This is a genomic window from Bacillus sp. AF62, assembly GCF_050312695.1.
Lineage (GTDB): Bacteria > Bacillota > Bacilli > Bacillales > Bacillaceae_G > Bacillus_A > Bacillus_A cereus.
In genome coordinates this window covers 79,965-98,900 of sequence record NZ_JBNPJZ010000076.1, presented here as the reverse complement: position 1 = coordinate 98,900, position 18,936 = coordinate 79,965, and the positions used below count along the sequence as shown (strand labels likewise).

Genomic DNA, 18,936 nt, shown 5'->3' with positions numbered 1-18,936 from the left:
ACAAATGTTATAATAGCATATTACTAGGCCTGTTGCAATAGCAAATATATGAAGTTATTACTGCTCTCGCTTTATTTCCTCAAGCCATTTTTTCTCTTGTTTAGATAGATCTCTATCATCTAACAAATCAGGTCTACGCGTATACGTACGGCGCAAAGATTCCTTATGTCGCCATTCGTCAATATTTTTATGATTCCCTGACATTAATACATCCGGTACCTTCATACCACGAAAATCAGCCGGACGTGTATAATGAGGATGCTCTAATAAACCTGTACTAAACGAATCCTCCACTTGTGAAGCATGATTTCCTAGCACGCCTGGCAAGAGACGTACAACACTATCAGTAATAACCATAGAAGCTAATTCTCCGCCCGTTAATACATAGTCACCAATAGAAATCTCATCCGTTACGAGATGCTCACGAATTCGTTCGTCATACCCTTCATAATGCCCACATACAAAGATCAAATGTTCTTCCTCTGCAAGCTCTTCCGCTTTCTTCTGCGTAAATCTTTCGCCCTGCGGACACATTAAGACAACTCTCGGCTTACGCTCTGTCTCTTTCGTCAAATCTTCTACAGCATCAAAAATAGGCTGAGGAGTAAGCACCATACCAGCTCCTCCGCCGTAAGGATAATCGTCTACGCTATTATGCTTACTTGTTGTATAATCACGAAAGTTAACAACACGAAGGTTTACCGCTTCTTTTTCTTGCGCCTTCTTTAATATAGAAGATCCAAATACACCGGTAAACATGTCTGGGAACAACGTTAAAATATCAATTTTCATTATAGCAACCCTTCCATTACATGAATGGTTACTAATTTATTTTCAATATTAACTTGAAGTACAACGTCATCAATATAAGGAATTAAAAGATCTTGACCCTTCGGACGTTTAATCACCCAAACATCATTTGCACCAGGAGAGAGAATTTCTTTGATTGTCCCTAGCGCTTCTCCTTCTTCCGTTACAACGCTGCAACCAATAATTTCGTGATAGTAGTATTCACCTTCAGCAAGTTCGCCTAACTGCTCTTCTGGTACTTTTATTAAAGAACCTTTAAACTTCTCTACTTCATCTACATTGTTATATCCTTCAAATGTTAATAAATCGAATGTCTTATGTTGGCGATGAGAAGTTACCTTCACCGGAAGGTAGTCTGTGTCTTTCTCATTCGATATGTATAGTGTGTTTCCTACTTTATATCGCTCTTCTGGAAAATCAGTACGAGAAATAACACGGATTTCTCCTCTTACGCCATGAGTATTTACAATTTTCCCTACGTTAAACCATTTTGTCATAAATAGTATGTCACCCCTGGTTTCTATATAAATTAAGCATCTCCATTTCATAGATGGAACATGCAATCTCTATTTAAATGTTAAAAAAGGGAGAGGAATAACTCCTCGCCCTTTTTACGTTTATTGAATTTCCAGTGTTACTTTTTCATCATTATGATGTCCCACTGAATACAAGAGCATTCGAATCGCTTTCGCAACTCTCCCTTGCTTTCCAATGACTTTTCCAACATCCTCAGGATGTACAGTTAATCGATACTTTATCTCTCCGTTGTAAAGTTCCTGTGTAACTTTTACATCTTCAGGATGATCGACAAGAGGCTTGACAATCGTCTCGACTAACTTCTTCATAGTCATTGCCTCAATTACTTACCTTGTTTAGATAAGTGGAATTTCTCCATGATACCTTGGTTAGAGAATAAGTTACGAACTGTATCAGATGGTTTAGCACCATTTCCTAACCATTTTAATGCTGCTTCTTCGTTGATCTTAACTTCAGCTGGTTGAGCAACTGGATTGTAAGTTCCGATTTCCTCAATGAAACGTCCGTCACGAGGAGAACGAGAATCTGCAACAACTACACGATAGAAAGGAGTTTTTTTAGCTCCCATACGTTTTAAACGAATTTTAACTGCCATTTATAAAGCACCTCCGAATTTATTTCACACAGATAATTATATTAGCAAAAAGACTATTGCTTTGTAAAGTATTTTTTCTTAACAGAGCCATCTTTTTTTCCTTACATGAATGGAAACTTCAATCCACCTAGTCCTTTTTTCTTGCCTTTTTGCATTCCAGTCATCGTCTTCATCATTTTTTTCATGTCATCGAATTGTTTGATTAGACGATTGATTTCTTGTACAGTTGTACCGCTACCTTTGGCAATGCGCTTTTTGCGACTAGCATTGATTATTTCCGGTTGTTCTCGTTCTAATTTAGTCATAGAACGAATAATTGCCTCAATATGCCCAATTTGTTTTTCATCAACTTGCGCATTTTTCAGCCCTTTAATTTTATTTGCACCAGGAAGCATTCCTAACAATTCATCAAGCGGCCCAAGTTGACGCACTTGTCCAAGTTGTTCTAGGAAATCGTCAAGCGTAAACGAAAGCGTACGCATTTTTTGCTCAAGTTCTTTTGCTTTCTCTTCATCAACTGTAGCTTGCGCTTTTTCAATCAATGTTAAGACATCGCCCATCCCTAAAATACGGGATGCCATACGCTCTGGATGGAACGCTTCAATTGCATCTAGTTTTTCACCCATACCAGCAAATTTAATCGGTGTGTTTGTTACAGCCTTAATAGATAATGCAGCACCACCGCGCGTATCACCATCTAATTTCGTTAATACAACACCTGTTAAACCTAACTGTTCATGGAAACTTTGTGCAACATTTACCGCGTCTTGTCCCGTCATCGCATCGACAACAAGGAAAATTTCATCCGGTTTCGCAACTTCTTTAACTTTCGCTAATTCATCCATTAGTTCTTCATCAATATGCAGGCGACCCGCTGTATCGATTAAAACATAATCATGATGATCTTCTTTTGCTTTTGCAATCGCTTGTTTCGCAATTTCAACAGGACTTACTTGATCTCCTAAAGAAAATACAGGCATGTCCAATTGCTTCCCTAATGTTTCAAGCTGTTTAATTGCTGCTGGACGGTAAATATCAGCTGCAACAAGCATCGGTTTACGATTATGCTTTTTACGAAGCAAATTCGCAAGCTTACCTGTCGTCGTTGTTTTACCCGCACCTTGCAGACCAACCATCATAATAACAGTCGGTGGCTTATTAGCAACAGCAATTTTGCTTTGCTCTCCGCCCATAAGTTCTGTAAGTTCTTCCTGTACAACTTTAATTACTTGTTGTCCAGGTGTCAAACTTTTCATTACATCTTGTCCGACAGCACGTTCAGACACACGCTTCACAAAATCTTTTACTACTTTAAAGTTAACATCTGCTTCTAAAAGAGCTAGACGAACTTCTCTCATCATTTCTTTCACATCGGCTTCAGAAACTTTTCCTTTGCCGCGGATTTTTTGCATTGTCTGTTGAAGTCGGTCGGCTAATCCTTCAAATGCCATATTGCCGCCCTCCTAATCTAATTTTTCGATAGCTTCAACAACTTGTTTCATTTCTTCATTCACATGCTCTTCTTCGCTGATTAGCTGTTTTAGCTTTGCAACAAGTCGCTGTCGCTCTTGAAACTTTTGAAGTAATACTAATTTTTCTTCATATTCTTCAAGCATCGCTTCAGTCCGTTTAATGTTATCATACACGGCTTGGCGACTTACATCAAATTCTTCCGCAATTTCACCAAGAGATAAATCATCTAGATAATAAAGCGACATATAACTTCTTTGTTTTTGCGTTAACAACGATTGATAAAAATCAAATAAATAGTTCATTCTCGTTGTTTTTTCGAGCATGTTGGATCATCCTTTGTTAAGTGATTTCCCTTTACATGAATTAGTTTACATGGAGTCCAAAAGAGTGTCAAGTTTTTTTCTTAACATCATATATTTTTATAGAAAAAGAAGCGGAAATACCGCTTCTTTCGCTTATACTTCTTCTGTTTCTACTAAGTTCGCAAATAAACCATACACATATTGTTCTGGATCAAACTGCTGCAAATCATCCATTTGCTCTCCTAATCCAACAAACTTCACCGGTACATCCATTTCGTTACGAATCGCTAATACAATACCACCTTTAGCAGTTCCATCTAACTTCGTTAAAACAATACCAGTTACATTCGTTGCCTCCCGGAATGTTTTCGCTTGGCTTAAACCGTTTTGTCCTGTTGTTGCATCAATAACAAGCAATACTTCATGAGGAGCACCTGGTACTTCACGCTCAATTACACGCTTCACCTTCTCTAACTCTTTCATTAAGTTTACTTTATTTTGCAAGCGTCCTGCTGTGTCACATAGTAATACATCTACCTTACGTGCTTTCGCAGCTTGTACAGCGTCATACATAACCGCCGCTGGATCAGATCCAGATCCTTGTTTAATCACTTCTACACCAACACGATCGCCCCATACTTCTAATTGTTCAATCGCCCCAGCACGGAATGTGTCTCCTGCTGCCAATAGGACTGACTTACCTTCTGATTTAAACTTATGCGCCAGTTTACCAATTGTTGTCGTTTTTCCTACACCGTTAACACCAACAAATAAAACAACCGTTAATTGGTCCTCTTGCATATTAATTTCGTTACTAAAATCGCTGTCACCTTTGTAAATTCCCACTAGTTTTTCTGAAATAACAACTTGTACTTCTTTTGGATCTTGAATGTTACGACGTTGTACTTCTTCTTTCAATTGATCAATTAATTCCATTACCGTCGCAACGCCAACGTCTGCACCAATTAAGATTTCTTCTAACTCTTCGAAGAAATCTTCGTCCACTTTACGGTAACGATACACTAAATCATTCACTTTATCCGCAAATGAATTTCTAGTTTTTTCTAATCCGTGTTTAAATTTCTCTGTAACTGTATCCGTTTGTTTTGAAATTTTTTCTTTTAGTTTTTTAAAAAAACTCATACTTTCCCATCCTTCCTATTCACTTGCAATAAGTTCTTCTCCAGCATCTAAACGAACCGAAACAAGTTTAGATACCCCTGATTCTTGCATTGTTACACCGTACAACACATCAGACTCTTCCATTGTACCTTTTCTATGTGTAATTACAATAAACTGCGTCTCATCACTAAATTTCTTTAAATACTGTGCAAAACGAGCTACATTCGCTTCATCAAGGGCGGCCTCTACCTCATCTAGTACACAGAACGGTACTGGGCGCACTTTTAAAATACCAAATAAAAGCGCAATTGCCGTTAAAGCACGCTCTCCACCTGAAAGTAAACCTAAGTTCTGCAATTTCTTCCCTGGCGGTTGTGCTACAATATCAATACCCGTATTTAGTAAATCCTCTGGATTAGTCATTACTAAATCCGCTCTACCGCCTCCAAATAATTCAGAGAATACCGATTGAAATTCCATTCTAATGCCTTCAAACGTAGTAGAAAAGCGTTTTTTCATTTCTTCATCCATTTCGGTAATAAGCTGGTGCAATGTCGTTTTCGCTTCTTCTAGATCGTCTCTCTGCTCTAGTAAGAATGTATGACGCTCCGCTACACGTTCATATTCATCAATTGCCCCTAGGTTCACTGTACCTAACTCTTCTATGGATAATTTGATTAATTTTACTTTCTTACGCGCATCTTCTGCAGGCATTGTCATTGTATATTTTAGTTTCGCCGCTTCAAATGAAATCGTATATGTTTCACGTAAATGTTGTAATCTATTTTCCAACTCTACATCAAGTCGGTTTATTCTCACTTCTTGATCTTTCAACATTTCAAGAATATATTTATGTTTACCTGTCGTTTCTTTCAAATTGCGTTCTAAATGTTCTACTCTCTCTTGCAACGATACACGTTGTTCACGACGAGAGCGAATTAATTCTGAAGTTTGATTACGATCATACGCTTTCTTCTCAATCATATTCGTAATTTGCTCTTCACCACTTGAATTAGATGTCATTTCTTGTTTTAAGAATGCTAAATCCTCTTTCGTTTTTACAAGTGTCGCATCCGTTTCTTCTTTTTCCTTCGTCAATCGTTCAATTTTTTCTTTTTGATTAGATAAGCGTTGTTGCTTTTCAGCTGCCAGCACTTTTAATTCAGTCATTTCTTTTTGAACTTTTTCTTTCGAAGAATGTTGCTCACTTTTTTGTTTTGTTAAAGCTACAATTTTACTATCTAACTCAGTGATATCAGCTTGAAGATTCGCTAAAATCCCTTCTAACTCCTCTTTACGCCCTTGCATTTTTACTCGATCTTGTAAAAACCCTTCAATCTCTAAATCATAAATAGACAAGCGGTCATTAATACGATGTTCTTCTAATTCTAAACGATTAATCTCTTCTCTTAATTTCTGCTCTTCTACACGATCCACTTCTACAGTTTTCCTTAGTTCGCGTATTTTCACTTCTTTTTCTTGAATCTCTTGTTTTACTGCTTTAACAAAGTTTTCTAACTTCGTTGTTTTTTCTTCCATATCAGTTAACTTGCGAGTCCACTCTTCCAGTTCACGTTGGCGTCCTAATAAAGAAGATTTCGCTTGTTTTACCGCTCCACCAGTCATAGAACCGCCAGGATTCACTACGTCACCTTCAATTGTTACAATGCGATAACGGTATTGCAGTTGTTTCGCCAACTCATTTGCTCCGCGTAAATCTTTCGCAACAATAACAGTACCTAATAAATTTGAAACTACATTTTCATATTTATTGTTGTACTGCACAAGTTCTGCCGCCACACCTACAAACGATGGGTGTTGATTTACAATGCGTAATTGCTCAAATGATAACGATCTGCTTTTAATAACAGCTTGCGGTAAAAACGTTGCACGTCCATGTTTATTTTGCTTTAAAAATGCAATCGCATTACGAGCATGCTCCTCTGTTTGTACAACAATATGCTGCATCGCTGCACCTAGAGCGATTTCCATTGCAACTTCGTATTCTTTCGGAACCGTTAACAGTTCCGCAACAGCACCCTCGATACCTTGCAACCTATTTTCTCTAGCTTTCAATACTTCACGTACACCTTGATAGAAGCCAGAATAGTCTTCTTGCATCTCTTCAAGCATTTCTTTTCGAGAACGTGCCTGTTGCACAAATTGGTATGCTTGGTATAGTTTTGTTTCATTTTCACTATACTGCGTCTTACATTTCCCAAGTGCCGCCTCTGTCTTCTGTATGTTTGAGAGAATTCCAGCTACTTTTTCTTTCGCTTGTTCGTAACTTTCTACAAGTTTCGTCTTTTTCGCTGTAATTTCCATACGCATTTCTACATATTTCGCATTCTCTTCATCTAGACGCTCGTTTTTAGACGTTTGCTGTTTAGATTGTTCTTCAATCATAGATAATTCATTGCGATGACTAGCTTGTTGATTTAAAAGTTCAATATAGTCACCTTTTAAATTCTCAATCTGTTCCTCTAAATTGTCAGCAAAAGTAGCAAGCAATTGCTCATTATCATGCAATTTTTGCTCCAACTCTTTTACTTCATTCACAAATTGCATTAAAGCTTCTGTACTTGACTCAATCTCACCATCGTAAATTTTAGCTTTCTCTGTTAATTCAACAATTAACTGCTCAAGTTGCGCACAATGCGTCGTAGCATTTTGCTTTCTCTCTTTTAACAACTCGCGTTGCCCTTCTAGTTTTTCTAGCTCTTTACTAGAAAGAAGAAGTACCTCTTGCAACGAGTCTACAGACTCATCTACCGCTTGTAATTGTCCTCGTAATTCCTCAAGTTCTTCTTCACTTTTTTGTAAATTCGTTGACATTTTAGCTTCTTCGTTTTTATTATGCCCAAACTGATTTCGAAGTGCTTCCCATTTCTCATGTAATTCTTCAATTTCATGGACAATAAGCGCAGCTTCTACTTTCTCTAATTCTTCTTTATTCTCAAGATAATCTTTCGCAATAGAAGCTTGTCTTTCTAAAGGTTCTACTTGACTACTTAATTCATGAATTATATCTTGTACACGATTTAAGTTTTCTTGTGTTTCTTCTAATTTTCCTTCAGCTTTCTTTTTGCGAAGTTTGTATTTTAGTACGCCTGCCGCTTCTTCAAATACACCTCGACGCTCTTCTGACTTACTACTTAAAATCTCTTCCACTTTCCCCTGGCTAATAATTGAAAAAGCTTCTCTTCCCATACCAGAGTCCATAAATAAATCAATAATATCTTTCAATCTACATGATTGTTTATTAATATAAAAATCACTTTCACCTGAACGAGATACACGACGTGTTACACACACCTCATTGTATTCAATTGGTAAACGTTGATCTTCATTATTTAAAGTTATTGTTACTTCAGCAACATTAACCGCTCTCCTCGTATCACTGCCTGCAAAAATAATATCCTCCATCTTTGCACCACGTAATGATTTTGCAGATTGTTCACCAAGTACCCAGCGAATTGCATCAGTAATATTACTTTTCCCGCTTCCATTAGGTCCTACTACAGAAGTTACACCCGGGACAAAATCAACAGATACACGCTCAGCAAAAGACTTAAACCCTGCTATTTCTAATCTTTTTAAAAACACGAAAGGCCTTCCTCCTATTCTCCGTCGTTATAAATGTTCTCTATACAAAAACAAGCTATTATACGGATTTACCTTCTTTTTATTTACAAACAAAAAGAAAGTTTCATTCTATGCATAAGGAATCCCCCTCATTCAAAGGGGGATTCCTTATAGTTGTTCTTTTAATTTTTTCAATGCTTCTGCAGCAGCTTGTTGCTCTGCTTCTTTTTTCGACTTACCACTACCAAGACCTAAAGCTACGTTATTTAACGTAACACGTGACACAAATTCTCGATTGTGAGCTGGTCCTTTTTCTTGCAAAATTTGATACTCAACATTGCCACTACCATCACGCTGAATCAATTCTTGTAACTGACTCTTATAATCCATCACATGAGAAAAAGCACCCTCATTAATTTTCGGATATACAATTTCTTTTAAGAATTCCCAAACTGTTTCTAACCCTTGATCAAGATAAAGGGCACCAATAAACGCTTCAAAGACATCCGCTAATAAAGCTGGTCGTTCACGTCCACCTGTCATTTCTTCACCTTTTCCTAATAAAACAAGGCTACCAAATGACAATTCGTTCGCAAAACGAACAAGAGATGGCTCACATACAATAGCTGCACGTAGTTTTGTTAACTCTCCTTCGCTCATTGTCGGATATTTTTGAAACAGATACTGCGATACAGTAAGTTCCAATACTGCATCTCCAAGAAATTCAAGACGCTCATTATCTTCATGCGGTTTTTTTCGATGCTCATTCACATACGATGAATGCGTAAATGCTTGAATCAATAATTTTTCATCTGTAAACGTAATACCTATCTTTTCTTGAAACACTTTAAATGCTTCACGATATTTTGTTTCGTATTTTTTTTCTCTATATTTTCGGTACGGCATAGGTCCCTCCAGATATAAGCCAGAAAGCCCCGCTAAAAAACGGGACTTCACTTAAGCATTATAGATGACTCTCTATGTAAGTCACAGCATCGCCAACAGTAGCAATCTTTTCAGCATCTTCATCAGAAATTTCCATTTCGAATTCATCTTCTAATTGCATTACAAGTTCTACTACATCTAGGGAGTCTGCTCCTAAATCTTCCTTGAAGCTTGCAGCTGGTACTACCTCAGTCTCTTCTACTCCTAAACGATCAACGATGATTTTTGTTACGTGTTCTAAAACATCTGCCATTCCATTCACCTCCCCTCAAATATTATATTAAATATTGACCAAAAAAACTAGGTGAAATCGATTCTTTTATTACATTACCATACCGCCATCAACATTTAACGTTTGACCTGTAACATATTTGCTTTGATCAGAAGCAAAAAACGTTACAGCATTCGCGATATCTTGCGCTTCACCAAATTGAGCAGCTGGAATAACTTTTAACATTTCGGCTTTAATATTCTCATCTAGTACATCAGTCATATCAGTCGCAATAAAGCCTGGCGCAATTGCATTCACAGTAATATTTCGACTTGCTAACTCTTTTGCAGATGTTTTTGTTAATCCAATAACACCCGCTTTAGCAGCAACATAATTAGCTTGCCCTGGGTTTCCTATAACACCCACAACAGAAGCGATATTTATAATTCTACCGTGACGTTGACGCATCATATAACGAGATACTGCTTTTGTACATAAGAATACACCTTTTAAGTTTGTATTAATAACTGTATCCCATTCTTCTTCTTTCATACGCATTAATAAATTATCTTTTGTTACACCAGCATTATTTACAAGAATATCAACTTGTCCAAATGTATCTACTGTTTGTTTCACCATATTTGTAACATCATCAGCATTTGCAACATCTGCTTTTACCGCAATCGCATCAGAACCTAATTTTTTAATTTCATCTACTACTTCATTTGCTTTTTGTTCATTACCAGCATAATTTACTACTACATTTGCCCCTTGTTTCGCTAAATCGATCGCAATCGCGCGACCAATTCCACGTGAAGCGCCAGTTACTAATGCTACCTTCCCTTTTAACATCAGTTTTCTCCTCTCAAATTTGAAATGGTATCTTTTAATGTCTCTTCATCGTATATCGCATATGCTTTTACTGATGAATCAATTGACTTCATAAGTCCAGCAAGTACTTTTCCAGGTCCAATTTCAATAAATGTATCTACTCCCTGGTTCACCATATATTCAATAGACGGGTACCATAATACAGGCGAATAAAGCTGTTCGATTAACTTTTCTTGAATATCTGCACCACGTGTAATAACTTCCGCCGTAACATTTGCAATAACAGGAATATTCGTGTCATGAATTGTAATTTCATTTAAAACACTTTGGAACTTCTCAGCTGCCGGCTTCATAAGTGAAGAATGGAATGGCCCACTTACTTTTAGTGGAATCGCTCTCTTTGCACCATTTTCTTTCGCTCTTTGAGAAGCAACCTCTACGCCTTGCTTCGTTCCAGAAATCACAATTTGCTTCGTACTATTCATATTAGCGATTTGCACTGCATATCCTTCACTTGTTACTTCTTCTGTAACTTGTTTCAGCATATGTGGATCAGCACCTAATATAGCTGCCATTGCGCCTTCCCCACCTGGAACAGCTTCTTCCATATATTCGCCACGTTTCCTTACAGCATATACAGCATCTTCAAAAGTTAATGCACCAGCTGCTACAAGAGCGCTATATTCACCTAAACTATGACCAGCGACAAAGTCAGGTGTAATGTCATACTCTTTCAAAGCTGTCAAAATAGCAAAACTCGTTGTTAATAATGCAGGCTGCGCATTTGTTGTTAATGTAAGCTTTTCCTGCGGTCCTTCAAAAATCACTTCTGAAAGTGAATCTTCCAACACCTCATCTGCTTTTGCAAACACTTTTGCAACCTCTTTATTATTCTCTGCTAATTGTTTACCCATTCCAACTGCCTGTGAACCTTGGCCCGGAAAAAGAAATGCTATTTTTCCCATTTCAAATCCTCCTCTTATTGGAGTGACTCTTTCTCCATTACGCTTGAAATCGTAGGAATTACTTCTTTCGCTACCATTTCTCTCGTTTGACGAATCGCACTAAATATCGACTGGTCATTAGAAGAACCGTGAGCCTTAATGACAGGTGCTTTCAATCCAAATAATGCAGCTCCTCCATACTCCGAATAATCCATTTTATCTTTTAATACCATAAGTTTTGGCTTTAATACCGCCGCTGCTAATTTGCTCGTAAATGAACTCATTAATTGTTCTTTCAACATAGAGAATAGCGCAAGTGCTGTTCCCTCTAATGATTTCAACGCTACATTCCCTGTAAAACCATCACATACAACAACATCTGCTACACCTTGCAATAAATCTCTTGATTCAACGTTCCCAACGAAATTAATTGGCGCATCTTTAAGCATTGCAAATACTTGCTTTGAAAGCTCGTTTCCTTTTCCATCCTCTGTTCCAACGTTTAATAGTCCAACGCGAAGATTTTCAATTCCTCTTACCTTCTCAGCATAAACAGATCCCATTACTGCATATTGATATAAATGAATTGGTTTTGCATCAACATTTGCTCCAACATCTAACATAACAAAACCTTTTCCATCTACAGTTGGCATTGTAGGCGATAAAGCTGGTCGCTCAATTCCTTCCATACGACCGACTACAAATAATCCAGCTGCCATTAAAGCTCCTGTACTACCTGCGGATATACAAGCGTCTGCTTCTCCATCCTTTACTTGTTGTGCCGCAAGCACCATTGAAGCTTGTTTTTTTCGACGAACCGCTCTTACTGGTTCCTCCGTTGATTCTATTTTTTCGTCTGTATGAAGAATAGTAATTCGTTCATCACTCGTTAAGTATTGACGAATTTCCTCTTCTTTCCCTACTAACGTAATATGTAAATCAGAATATTCCTTAATAGCTTTCATTGCCCCTAATACTACAGCCTTTGGAGCGTGATCTCCGCCCATTGCATCTATTGCGATTTTCATAAGTTGTTACCTTCCTCACTATAATTACTAGATCGATACATTTCAAAAGTGCCTGTAAAAACAAGTTCTTCTCCAACGAAGCTACGCACTTTGACAACCGTCCGTCCCTTATCATTCTCTACATCTTCAACGCGCGCTTTTGCAACAACACGCTCTCCTAATTTTACAGGGCGAATGTATCGAATGGTAGACTTTGCAGTTAAAGCTAATTCTTCATCAATAACCGCAACAGCTAGTGAGTTTGCTTGCGCAAACAGATGATGCCCACGGGCAATTTGATTTCTTTTAAATACATGTTCTACCTTTACTTCAAAGATAGAGATTGCATGTCTATCTAATTCAATATCAATAATTTCTCCGACAACCTCTTCTAACGGTAAAGATTTCACATCTTCTTCATGTTGCTTTGTAGCTACATGTTTAATTCTCTCTCTTAATTCAGGAATAGACAATTCCATACGATCCAGTCGTACTGTTTGTATACTCACTTGAAATTTTTCCGCTAAATCTTCATCCGTAATAAAAGGATTTGATTCGATTGTTTGTTGTAATAATTCTTGTCTTTCTTTTTTACTTCTTCTTTTCTTCATACCGCACCATCCATTTTTATGACTAGGTACTAACAGTAGTATATAATCATTAAAAGTAGAATGCAACAAAAATTTTTGTTGACTCCCTTTAATCGAGCTTCTCTCCTTGGAACACACCTGTCCCATCAAGATACGTACGCAAGGCAGCGTACTGATCATTGTGCCAAAATGCTTCTGAATCTACTAGTATCGCCGCATCTTGCCTTGCTGTTTCTAACGCTCGATAATCGTGTACCATGTCAGCAACCTTAAATTCTGGTAAGCCACTTTGCTTACTCCCAAAGAAATCTCCAGGACCTCGTAATTCTAAATCTTTTTCTGACAATACAAATCCATCATTTGTTTCAGTCATTATGCGCATTCTTTCTTTTCCTGTTTCTGATTTAGGGTCTGCTATTAATAAACAATATGATTGTTCACTACCACGCCCGACACGCCCTCTAAGCTGATGAAGCTGCGATAAACCGAAACGTTCTGCATCATAAATAACCATCACAGTCGCATTCGGTACGTTCACACCCACCTCAACAACTGTTGTCGATACAAGAATTTGCACTTTATTTTCACTAAACTGGCCCATTATCTCTTCTTTTTCCTGAGACGATAATCTCCCATGCATCAATCCAACTTGGCATTTCCCTTGGTAATGATGCGTCAGCATACTATGTAAGTCGATAGCATTTTGCACATCAAGTTTCTCAGATTCTTCAATTAGAGGACAAATAACGTATGCCTGTCTTCCTTTTTTTATTTCCTTCTCAACAAAACCGAGGACGCGATCTAACATATCATGTTTTGCCCAGTATGTTTCAATCACCTTTCTACCTGCTGGCATCTCATCGATTATCGAAACATCCATCTCTCCAAATGCAGTAATTGCAAGCGTACGCGGAATTGGTGTCGCTGTCATAAATAATACATCTGGACTTTCACCTTTCTCCCGTAAAACTCGGCGCTGCGCTACACCAAATCGATGCTGTTCATCTGTAATAACGAGACCCAACCTATGAAATATAACTTCATCTTGAATTAAAGCGTGCGTTCCAACAAGAATATCTATTTCTCCTTGTTCTAACTTCGCTAAAATTTCTCGGCGTCTTGCACCTTTAACAGAACTTGTTAGCAGTTCCACCTTCATACCAAAATGCGAAAACGTTTCAGCAAGCGACTGATAATGTTGCTCAGCTAAAATTTCTGTAGGAACCATTAAAGCACCTTGATAATGAGCTAATTTCGATGCATAAAGGCCAATCGCAGCAACAACTGTTTTCCCAGAACCAACGTCACCTTGTAATAGTCGGTTCATCCGATAAGGAGATGTCATATCTTTTAAAATTTCATCTACAACTCGGCGCTGCGCACCAGTTAACGGGAACGGCAATGCATCGATAAATTCTTGTAATTCTACTGACGGAATCTCTTTCTTCGTCCCTTTTGAATTTTCCCTCTCCATTTTCCTCAGTGTTTGCATTTTCAGCTGAAATAAGAAAAATTCCTCATATACAAAACGGCGACGCGCTTGCTTTAAATCCTCCTGTCCTACCGGAAAATGCAAAGCCTTAAGTGCTTCATATCTTGGTAATAATTTATACCGGCCTAACAAACCATCCGGTAACACTTCGACTATAGAATCTCCATATTCTTTTAACGCTTGAGCAATAAAACGACGCATCTGTTTTACTGTAAGTTTCCCCTTTACTGAGTAAACAGGCTCCACTTCTTGTTGACGTACAACTGGCCCAAAATGAAGTTCTGATACAGCAATTGTTTGACGATGTTGATCCCATTTACCAGTAATCGTTACCGTTTCATCTAACGTTAATTTTTGCTTATAGTAAGGCCTATTAAAACATACCGCCGTAATTAAATAACGACCGACGAGAACACGAACTGTTAGACGCGATTTCTTCTTACCATAATATTGCAGCAAAGGAGCACTATGAACCTTCCCTTCAACCGTTACACGTTCATCATGCTTAACTTCAGCAAGATCTTTCATCGCATAATCTTCATAACGGTACGGAAAATGTTCTAATAGATGAGAAACTGTATAAATCCCCATCTCATGTAGTAACTCAGATGTTTCTTCTCCGATCCCCTTTACATCCGTAACAGGAACTTGTACAACATCATTCAAGATTCTCACACCCCGTCACATTATTTTCTTTATTGCATTTTATTTGAGTACCAATTAGCATCTGTAATCGCTCTCTTTCACCTTATATATTCTATCATAGGCATTCTAAGAGAAACTACTCAAATCCCTTATATAAAACAAGTAAAAAAGAGCCTCACTATTAGCAGCAAGGCTCTTTTCTCTCTTCAATATGCTAGCCTTTTGAATAAAAACTAGTAATAAACTTCATATTACTACTTCTTATCCATTAGCAAGTAAGTAATCCATTTATTTTCAAAACGAATCTTATCTTATTCTACAGAGAAGATGAAAGAATACACTGGTTGGTTTCCAGCATGCACTTCTACTTCTGCATCTTCAAATTTCTCTTCTACAAATTCAACTAACTCCGCTACTTCTTCGTCAGTTGCATCTTCACCTTGTAGAATCGTTACGATTTCAGAATCTTCATCAATAAGCGCTTCTAGTAATTGCTTCGCAGCTCCTACTTTTTCAGCATTTGTAGATACAATTTTTCCATCTGCAATACACATGAAGTCATCTTTTTGAATTGCTACACCATCAATTTCCGTATCACGTACAGCATACGTAATTTGACCTGTTTTCACATGAGATAAAGCTTCTTGCATGTTTTCTTCATTCTCTTCTAACGTTCCAACTGGGTTAAATGCTAACATTGCTGCCATACCTTGAGGAACTGTTTTCGAACGAACAACAATAACTTCTTGATCTACAACTGATGCCGCTTGTTCTGCTGCCATTACAATATTTCCGTTATTCGGTAAAATAATGATTTTTTCAGCATTCGCTTCTTCAATTGCCTTCACGATATCCTCCGTACTTGGATTCATCGTTTGACCACCTTCGATAACTTTCGTTGCGCCGATGCTCTCAAATAAAGTTTTAATACCAGACCCCATTGCCACAGTTACGATACCATATGGTTGTTTTTCTTTCGATTGAGCTGGTTGTTCAGGAACCATAGCAGGTTCATCTAATAAAGCAGTATGCTGTTCACGCATATTTTCTACTTTAATCTTAATTAAACTACCGTATTTTTGCCCGTAGTTCATAGCGTCTCCAGGATGTTCTGCGTGGATATGAACTTTTACAATTTCATCATCAGACACAACTAGTAGAGAATCACCATATACACTAATATCTTCACGGAATTTTTGTTCAGAGAAATTATGCTCTTTCACCTTTTCAGCCTCTAATTTCACCATGAACTCCGTACAATATCCATACTTAATATCTTCTGTACTCAATTGGCTTTGTACACTACGGTGATGTTCTGCGCGTACCATCTCATTCATAGATGTTTGCGTCGGTGCATCAGAAGAAATCGTTTCTCCTTTTAAGTCAGCTAAAAATCCTTCGTATACCACTACAAGACCTTTACCACCGCTATCTACAACGCCAACTTGTTTTAATACAGGTAATAAATCTGGCGTACGATTTAACGATGCGTTTGCTTCTTTCACAACGTCTTCCATAAACAAAACAAAGTCGCGCTGTTTTTTCGCAACTGTTACTGCATATTTACCCGTTTCTCTTGCAACCGTTAAAATCGTTCCTTCAATCGGTTTCATAACCGCTTTATAAGCCGCCTCTACTCCAGCTTCTAGTGCTGCAGCAAAATCAACTGTTGTTAATTCTTCTTTTTGTTCAATGGATTTAGAGAAACCACGGAACAACTGAGATAGAATAACTCCAGAGTTACCACGAGCTCCCATTAATAATCCTTTGGCTAAACTTACGCCGACTTTACCAGCATGCTGTGAAGGATTTGCTTTCACTTCACGCGCACCTGAAGTCATAGATAAGTTCATGTTTGTACCGGTATCGCCATCTGGAACTGGAAATACGTTTAATGCATCAACAAGCTGAACATTATTTGTTAAATTATTCGCTCCTTGCATGATCATTTGTGATAAACGTTTTCCATCAATTTTTTGAATTGACACAGATTTTCCTCCTTAATGCACATTACAAGTTTATTACTTTAACTCCTTGTACGTAGATGTTTACAGAATCTACTGCTAGTCCTACAGTTTGATCTAATGTATATTTCACTTTCGTCTGCACATTATGTGCCACTTCTGAAATTTTCGTACCATAGCTCACAATAATATACATATCAATATGTACTTCATCTTCATCTTTACGAACAATAACACCTCTAGTGAAGTTTTCTTTTCGTAAAATGTCTGTTAATCCATCTTTTAACTGATTTTTTGATGCCATACCTACGATACCGTAGCAATCTACCGCGGCACCTCCAGCAATTGTTGCAATTACATCTGTACTAATATCAATTTGACCGTACTTCGTTTTAATTTCAATTGACATCTCGTTTCCCCCTTCATAAATGGTGAAAGTGAGCTAGACTACTTTAGTTACTATCATATAATCTTTTTAAAGAAAATTCCATCGTTCTTTCTTTTCACTCTCATATTTTATGTTTTAAATTACACTTTTTTATGATGAGCAAAATAGTCCATTGTTATTATACAACATGTACCACTATAATATGTCAAGCAATTTTTATGGATTTTAACTTTTCTTCATTGACATATAGTGTCAAGTAAATTTTCTTGATTTCTTTTTTCTACGGTGTTGCATTCTCTTTTTAGTTGTGTTAAATTATAGTAGTGTTTTTAGCATCGCATAAAAGACTAACATTGAAAAATTACGTATGGTAAGGTATCAAGGGAGGGAAATATAAATGGCTCGTGTTTGTGCTATTACTGGAAGAAAAGCTCGTTCTGGTAACTCTCGTTCTCACGCAATGAACGCTACAAAACGTAAGTGGGGCGCTAACCTTCAAAAAGTTCGCGTACGCATCGACGGAAAAGTTCAACGTGTTTACGTTTCTGCTAGAGCATTAAAATCTGGCAAAATCGAACGTGTTTAATAATAAAAAAAAGAGCCGATAGGCTCTTTTTTTACTATAACAATGGAAAAAGCACCGGTGATAGGTGCTTTTTTTAATCTTTTTTGAAGGTATTTAACATTGCACGAACAATTCCACCAAGAAATTTAGGTAACTTAATTGTATAAAATCTCATGGTTTCCCTCCTAATCCCCATTACTCCACTTGGTCACTATATGATGTAAGGAGCAAAATTGTTTCTTCAATCAGTGCTTCTTATCAACATTAATATGCCAGAAGTAAATGAAAAAGTACCTTTTTCCTCAACGAGTTCGTTACTAATACAAAGTGTTGATCCCCACTCTATTGTTTTATTAGTAAGAGGGTACTTAAAACCAAACAATGTAATCCCTTCCACTATTTCAGTAACTGGTACAAAAGATACATAAGGAAAATTTTTATTTTCTTCAATTATATGTGTACCCACTTTTTTAACTGTTATTTCATTTTTATTGTCCACAATACACATTTCTATCTCTACTTCTAACCCTTTTAAAAGCATTTGTATATTTGCCAAACCGTGATCAAGTCTTCCACCGGTAGCACCAAAAATACGAATTAGTGCCGGCTTCTGTCCTAATGCCCAGTTGATTGCAATTTCTAAATCCGTTTGATCTTTTTCCCGCGGAACAATATGTAATTCGTTCGTTTGCTGTCCCATCCATACTAATTCTTCTTCAGTAACTGAATCGTAATCTCCAAACGCAACAGCCGGGGTAATCCCTTTCTTTAATAGACGGTATACTCCCCTATCAACCGCAGCCCACACTACTTCCTCATTCTTATATCGAGCAAAATCTGCGCAATATTCCGAAGGTCCTCCTGCCAAAATATGAATAATCATTTTTTCTTCCCCTTCCATTGTAAAAAGGCAATCTGCCATTCGGTAGA

Annotated in this window: 20 protein-coding genes; 1 reads left to right on the top strand and 19 read right to left on the bottom strand. The window is 37.4% G+C overall.

The window, feature by feature from the left end:
* Positions 1-57: 57 nt before the first annotated feature.
* From trmD to ACQRBL_RS18595, 17 genes are all read right to left on the bottom strand, one after another.
* Complete coding sequence (gene trmD, locus ACQRBL_RS18675) at positions 58-792, bottom strand: tRNA (guanosine(37)-N1)-methyltransferase TrmD (RefSeq protein WP_000686899.1); 735 nt, start codon at positions 790-792, stop codon at positions 58-60.
* Positions 792-1,307, bottom strand: a complete 516-nt coding sequence (gene rimM, locus ACQRBL_RS18670; RefSeq protein ID WP_000170272.1) for a ribosome maturation factor RimM — start codon at positions 1,305-1,307, stop codon at positions 792-794. The genes trmD and rimM overlap by 1 nt, the downstream gene beginning before the upstream one ends.
* A 120-nt stretch (positions 1,308-1,427) precedes the next feature.
* Entirely contained in the window at positions 1,428-1,655 is a 228-nt protein-coding gene (locus tag ACQRBL_RS18665) for a KH domain-containing protein (protein WP_000737399.1), read from the bottom strand.
* Positions 1,656-1,669: 14 nt separating this feature from the next.
* Positions 1,670-1,942, bottom strand: coding sequence for a 30S ribosomal protein S16 (gene rpsP / locus ACQRBL_RS18660; protein ID WP_000268750.1), 273 nt, complete (start codon positions 1,940-1,942; stop codon positions 1,670-1,672).
* A gap of 101 nt (positions 1,943-2,043) precedes the next feature.
* Positions 2,044-3,393, bottom strand: a complete 1,350-nt coding sequence (gene ffh / locus ACQRBL_RS18655; RefSeq protein ID WP_000863460.1) for a signal recognition particle protein — start codon at positions 3,391-3,393, stop codon at positions 2,044-2,046.
* A 12-nt stretch (positions 3,394-3,405) separates the two neighbouring features.
* Positions 3,406-3,738 carry a putative DNA-binding protein gene (locus tag ACQRBL_RS18650; protein WP_000891062.1) on the bottom strand — a complete coding sequence of 111 codons (333 nt, stop codon included), beginning with the start codon at positions 3,736-3,738 and terminating at the stop codon, positions 3,406-3,408.
* A 132-nt stretch (positions 3,739-3,870) separates the two neighbouring features.
* On the bottom strand, positions 3,871-4,860 hold the full coding sequence (gene ftsY / locus ACQRBL_RS18645; protein WP_411996000.1) for a signal recognition particle-docking protein FtsY: 990 nt from the start codon (positions 4,858-4,860) through the stop codon (positions 3,871-3,873).
* A 15-nt stretch (positions 4,861-4,875) separates the two neighbouring features.
* Positions 4,876-8,445: a chromosome segregation protein SMC gene (smc, locus tag ACQRBL_RS18640; RefSeq protein ID WP_000478997.1), complete on the bottom strand. Its 3,570-nt coding sequence runs from the start codon at positions 8,443-8,445 to the stop codon at positions 4,876-4,878.
* A 147-nt stretch (positions 8,446-8,592) separates the two neighbouring features.
* Positions 8,593-9,330 (bottom strand): ribonuclease III, encoded by a 738-nt coding sequence (rncS, locus tag ACQRBL_RS18635; protein WP_001146875.1) that lies wholly within the window; start codon positions 9,328-9,330, stop codon positions 8,593-8,595.
* A gap of 58 nt (positions 9,331-9,388) precedes the next feature.
* Complete coding sequence (gene acpP / locus ACQRBL_RS18630; protein ID WP_411995999.1) at positions 9,389-9,622, bottom strand: acyl carrier protein; 234 nt, start codon at positions 9,620-9,622, stop codon at positions 9,389-9,391.
* 69 nt (positions 9,623-9,691) lie between these two features.
* Positions 9,692-10,432 carry a 3-oxoacyl-[acyl-carrier-protein] reductase gene (gene fabG, locus ACQRBL_RS18625; RefSeq protein ID WP_000911769.1) on the bottom strand — a complete coding sequence of 247 codons (741 nt, stop codon included), beginning with the start codon at positions 10,430-10,432 and terminating at the stop codon, positions 9,692-9,694.
* The gene (gene fabD / locus ACQRBL_RS18620; RefSeq protein ID WP_000515899.1) at positions 10,432-11,376 is read right to left on the bottom strand and encodes an ACP S-malonyltransferase; all 945 of its coding nucleotides are present in this window, start codon (positions 11,374-11,376) and stop codon (positions 10,432-10,434) included. The genes fabG and fabD overlap by 1 nt, the downstream gene beginning before the upstream one ends.
* Before the next feature lie 14 nt (positions 11,377-11,390).
* Complete coding sequence (plsX, locus tag ACQRBL_RS18615) at positions 11,391-12,383, bottom strand: phosphate acyltransferase PlsX (protein ID WP_411995998.1); 993 nt, start codon at positions 12,381-12,383, stop codon at positions 11,391-11,393.
* Entirely contained in the window at positions 12,380-12,973 is a 594-nt protein-coding gene (gene fapR, locus ACQRBL_RS18610) for a transcription factor FapR (RefSeq protein WP_000747349.1), read from the bottom strand. The genes plsX and fapR overlap by 4 nt, the downstream gene beginning before the upstream one ends.
* An 88-nt stretch (positions 12,974-13,061) precedes the next feature.
* A complete protein-coding gene (gene recG / locus ACQRBL_RS18605) occupies positions 13,062-15,110 on the bottom strand; it encodes an ATP-dependent DNA helicase RecG (protein ID WP_071729800.1) in 2,049 nt (682 codons plus the stop codon).
* Between the two features lie 290 nt (positions 15,111-15,400).
* Complete coding sequence (locus ACQRBL_RS18600) at positions 15,401-17,077, bottom strand: DAK2 domain-containing protein (protein WP_000027131.1); 1,677 nt, start codon at positions 17,075-17,077, stop codon at positions 15,401-15,403.
* A 22-nt stretch (positions 17,078-17,099) separates the two neighbouring features.
* Positions 17,100-17,462 (bottom strand): Asp23/Gls24 family envelope stress response protein, encoded by a 363-nt coding sequence (locus ACQRBL_RS18595; RefSeq protein ID WP_000021109.1) that lies wholly within the window; start codon positions 17,460-17,462, stop codon positions 17,100-17,102.
* A 376-nt stretch (positions 17,463-17,838) separates the two neighbouring features.
* On the opposite strand from ACQRBL_RS18595, the gene rpmB reads away from it, so the two are divergent.
* Positions 17,839-18,027 carry a 50S ribosomal protein L28 gene (rpmB, locus tag ACQRBL_RS18590; protein ID WP_000124776.1) on the top strand — a complete coding sequence of 63 codons (189 nt, stop codon included), beginning with the start codon at positions 17,839-17,841 and terminating at the stop codon, positions 18,025-18,027.
* Positions 18,028-18,100: 73 nt separating this feature from the next.
* On the opposite strand, the gene spoVM is transcribed toward rpmB, so the two are convergent.
* Together spoVM and ACQRBL_RS18580 are read right to left on the bottom strand one after the other, a co-directional pair.
* Complete coding sequence (gene spoVM, locus ACQRBL_RS18585) at positions 18,101-18,181, bottom strand: stage V sporulation protein SpoVM (protein WP_001213599.1); 81 nt, start codon at positions 18,179-18,181, stop codon at positions 18,101-18,103.
* Between the two features lie 66 nt (positions 18,182-18,247).
* Positions 18,248-18,928 carry a thiamine diphosphokinase gene (locus ACQRBL_RS18580; RefSeq protein ID WP_071729798.1) on the bottom strand — a complete coding sequence of 227 codons (681 nt, stop codon included), beginning with the start codon at positions 18,926-18,928 and terminating at the stop codon, positions 18,248-18,250.
* Positions 18,929-18,936: the final 8 nt, after the last annotated feature.

Bases quoted from the DNA above. Each gene is read 5' to 3' on its own strand.
- rimM (WP_000170272.1), bottom strand. From the start codon at position 1,307: ATGACAAAATGGTTTAACGTAGGGAAAATTGTAAATACTCATGGCGTA.
- plsX (WP_411995998.1), bottom strand. From the start codon at position 12,383: ATGAAAATCGCAATAGATGCAATGGGCGGAGATCACGCTCCAAAGGCT.
- ffh (WP_000863460.1), bottom strand. From the start codon at position 3,393: ATGGCATTTGAAGGATTAGCCGACCGACTTCAACAGACAATGCAAAAA.
- fabG (WP_000911769.1), bottom strand. From the start codon at position 10,432: ATGTTAAAAGGGAAGGTAGCATTAGTAACTGGCGCTTCACGTGGAATT.
- fabD (WP_000515899.1), bottom strand. From the start codon at position 11,376: ATGGGAAAAATAGCATTTCTTTTTCCGGGCCAAGGTTCACAGGCAGTT.
- trmD (WP_000686899.1), bottom strand. From the start codon at position 792: ATGAAAATTGATATTTTAACGTTGTTCCCAGACATGTTTACCGGTGTA.
- rncS (WP_001146875.1), bottom strand. From the start codon at position 9,330: ATGCCGTACCGAAAATATAGAGAAAAAAAATACGAAACAAAATATCGT.
- ACQRBL_RS18650 (WP_000891062.1), bottom strand. From the start codon at position 3,738: ATGCTCGAAAAAACAACGAGAATGAACTATTTATTTGATTTTTATCAA.
- ftsY (WP_411996000.1), bottom strand. From the start codon at position 4,860: ATGAGTTTTTTTAAAAAACTAAAAGAAAAAATTTCAAAACAAACGGAT.
- acpP (WP_411995999.1), bottom strand. From the start codon at position 9,622: ATGGCAGATGTTTTAGAACACGTAACAAAAATCATCGTTGATCGTTTA.
- fapR (WP_000747349.1), bottom strand. From the start codon at position 12,973: ATGAAGAAAAGAAGAAGTAAAAAAGAAAGACAAGAATTATTACAACAA.
- ACQRBL_RS18595 (WP_000021109.1), bottom strand. From the start codon at position 17,462: ATGTCAATTGAAATTAAAACGAAGTACGGTCAAATTGATATTAGTACA.
- rpsP (WP_000268750.1), bottom strand. From the start codon at position 1,942: ATGGCAGTTAAAATTCGTTTAAAACGTATGGGAGCTAAAAAAACTCCT.
- spoVM (WP_001213599.1), bottom strand. From the start codon at position 18,181: ATGAGATTTTATACAATTAAGTTACCTAAATTTCTTGGTGGAATTGTT.
- ACQRBL_RS18580 (WP_071729798.1), bottom strand. From the start codon at position 18,928: ATGGCAGATTGCCTTTTTACAATGGAAGGGGAAGAAAAAATGATTATT.
- ACQRBL_RS18665 (WP_000737399.1), bottom strand. From the start codon at position 1,655: ATGAAGAAGTTAGTCGAGACGATTGTCAAGCCTCTTGTCGATCATCCT.
- rpmB (WP_000124776.1), top strand. From the start codon at position 17,839: ATGGCTCGTGTTTGTGCTATTACTGGAAGAAAAGCTCGTTCTGGTAAC.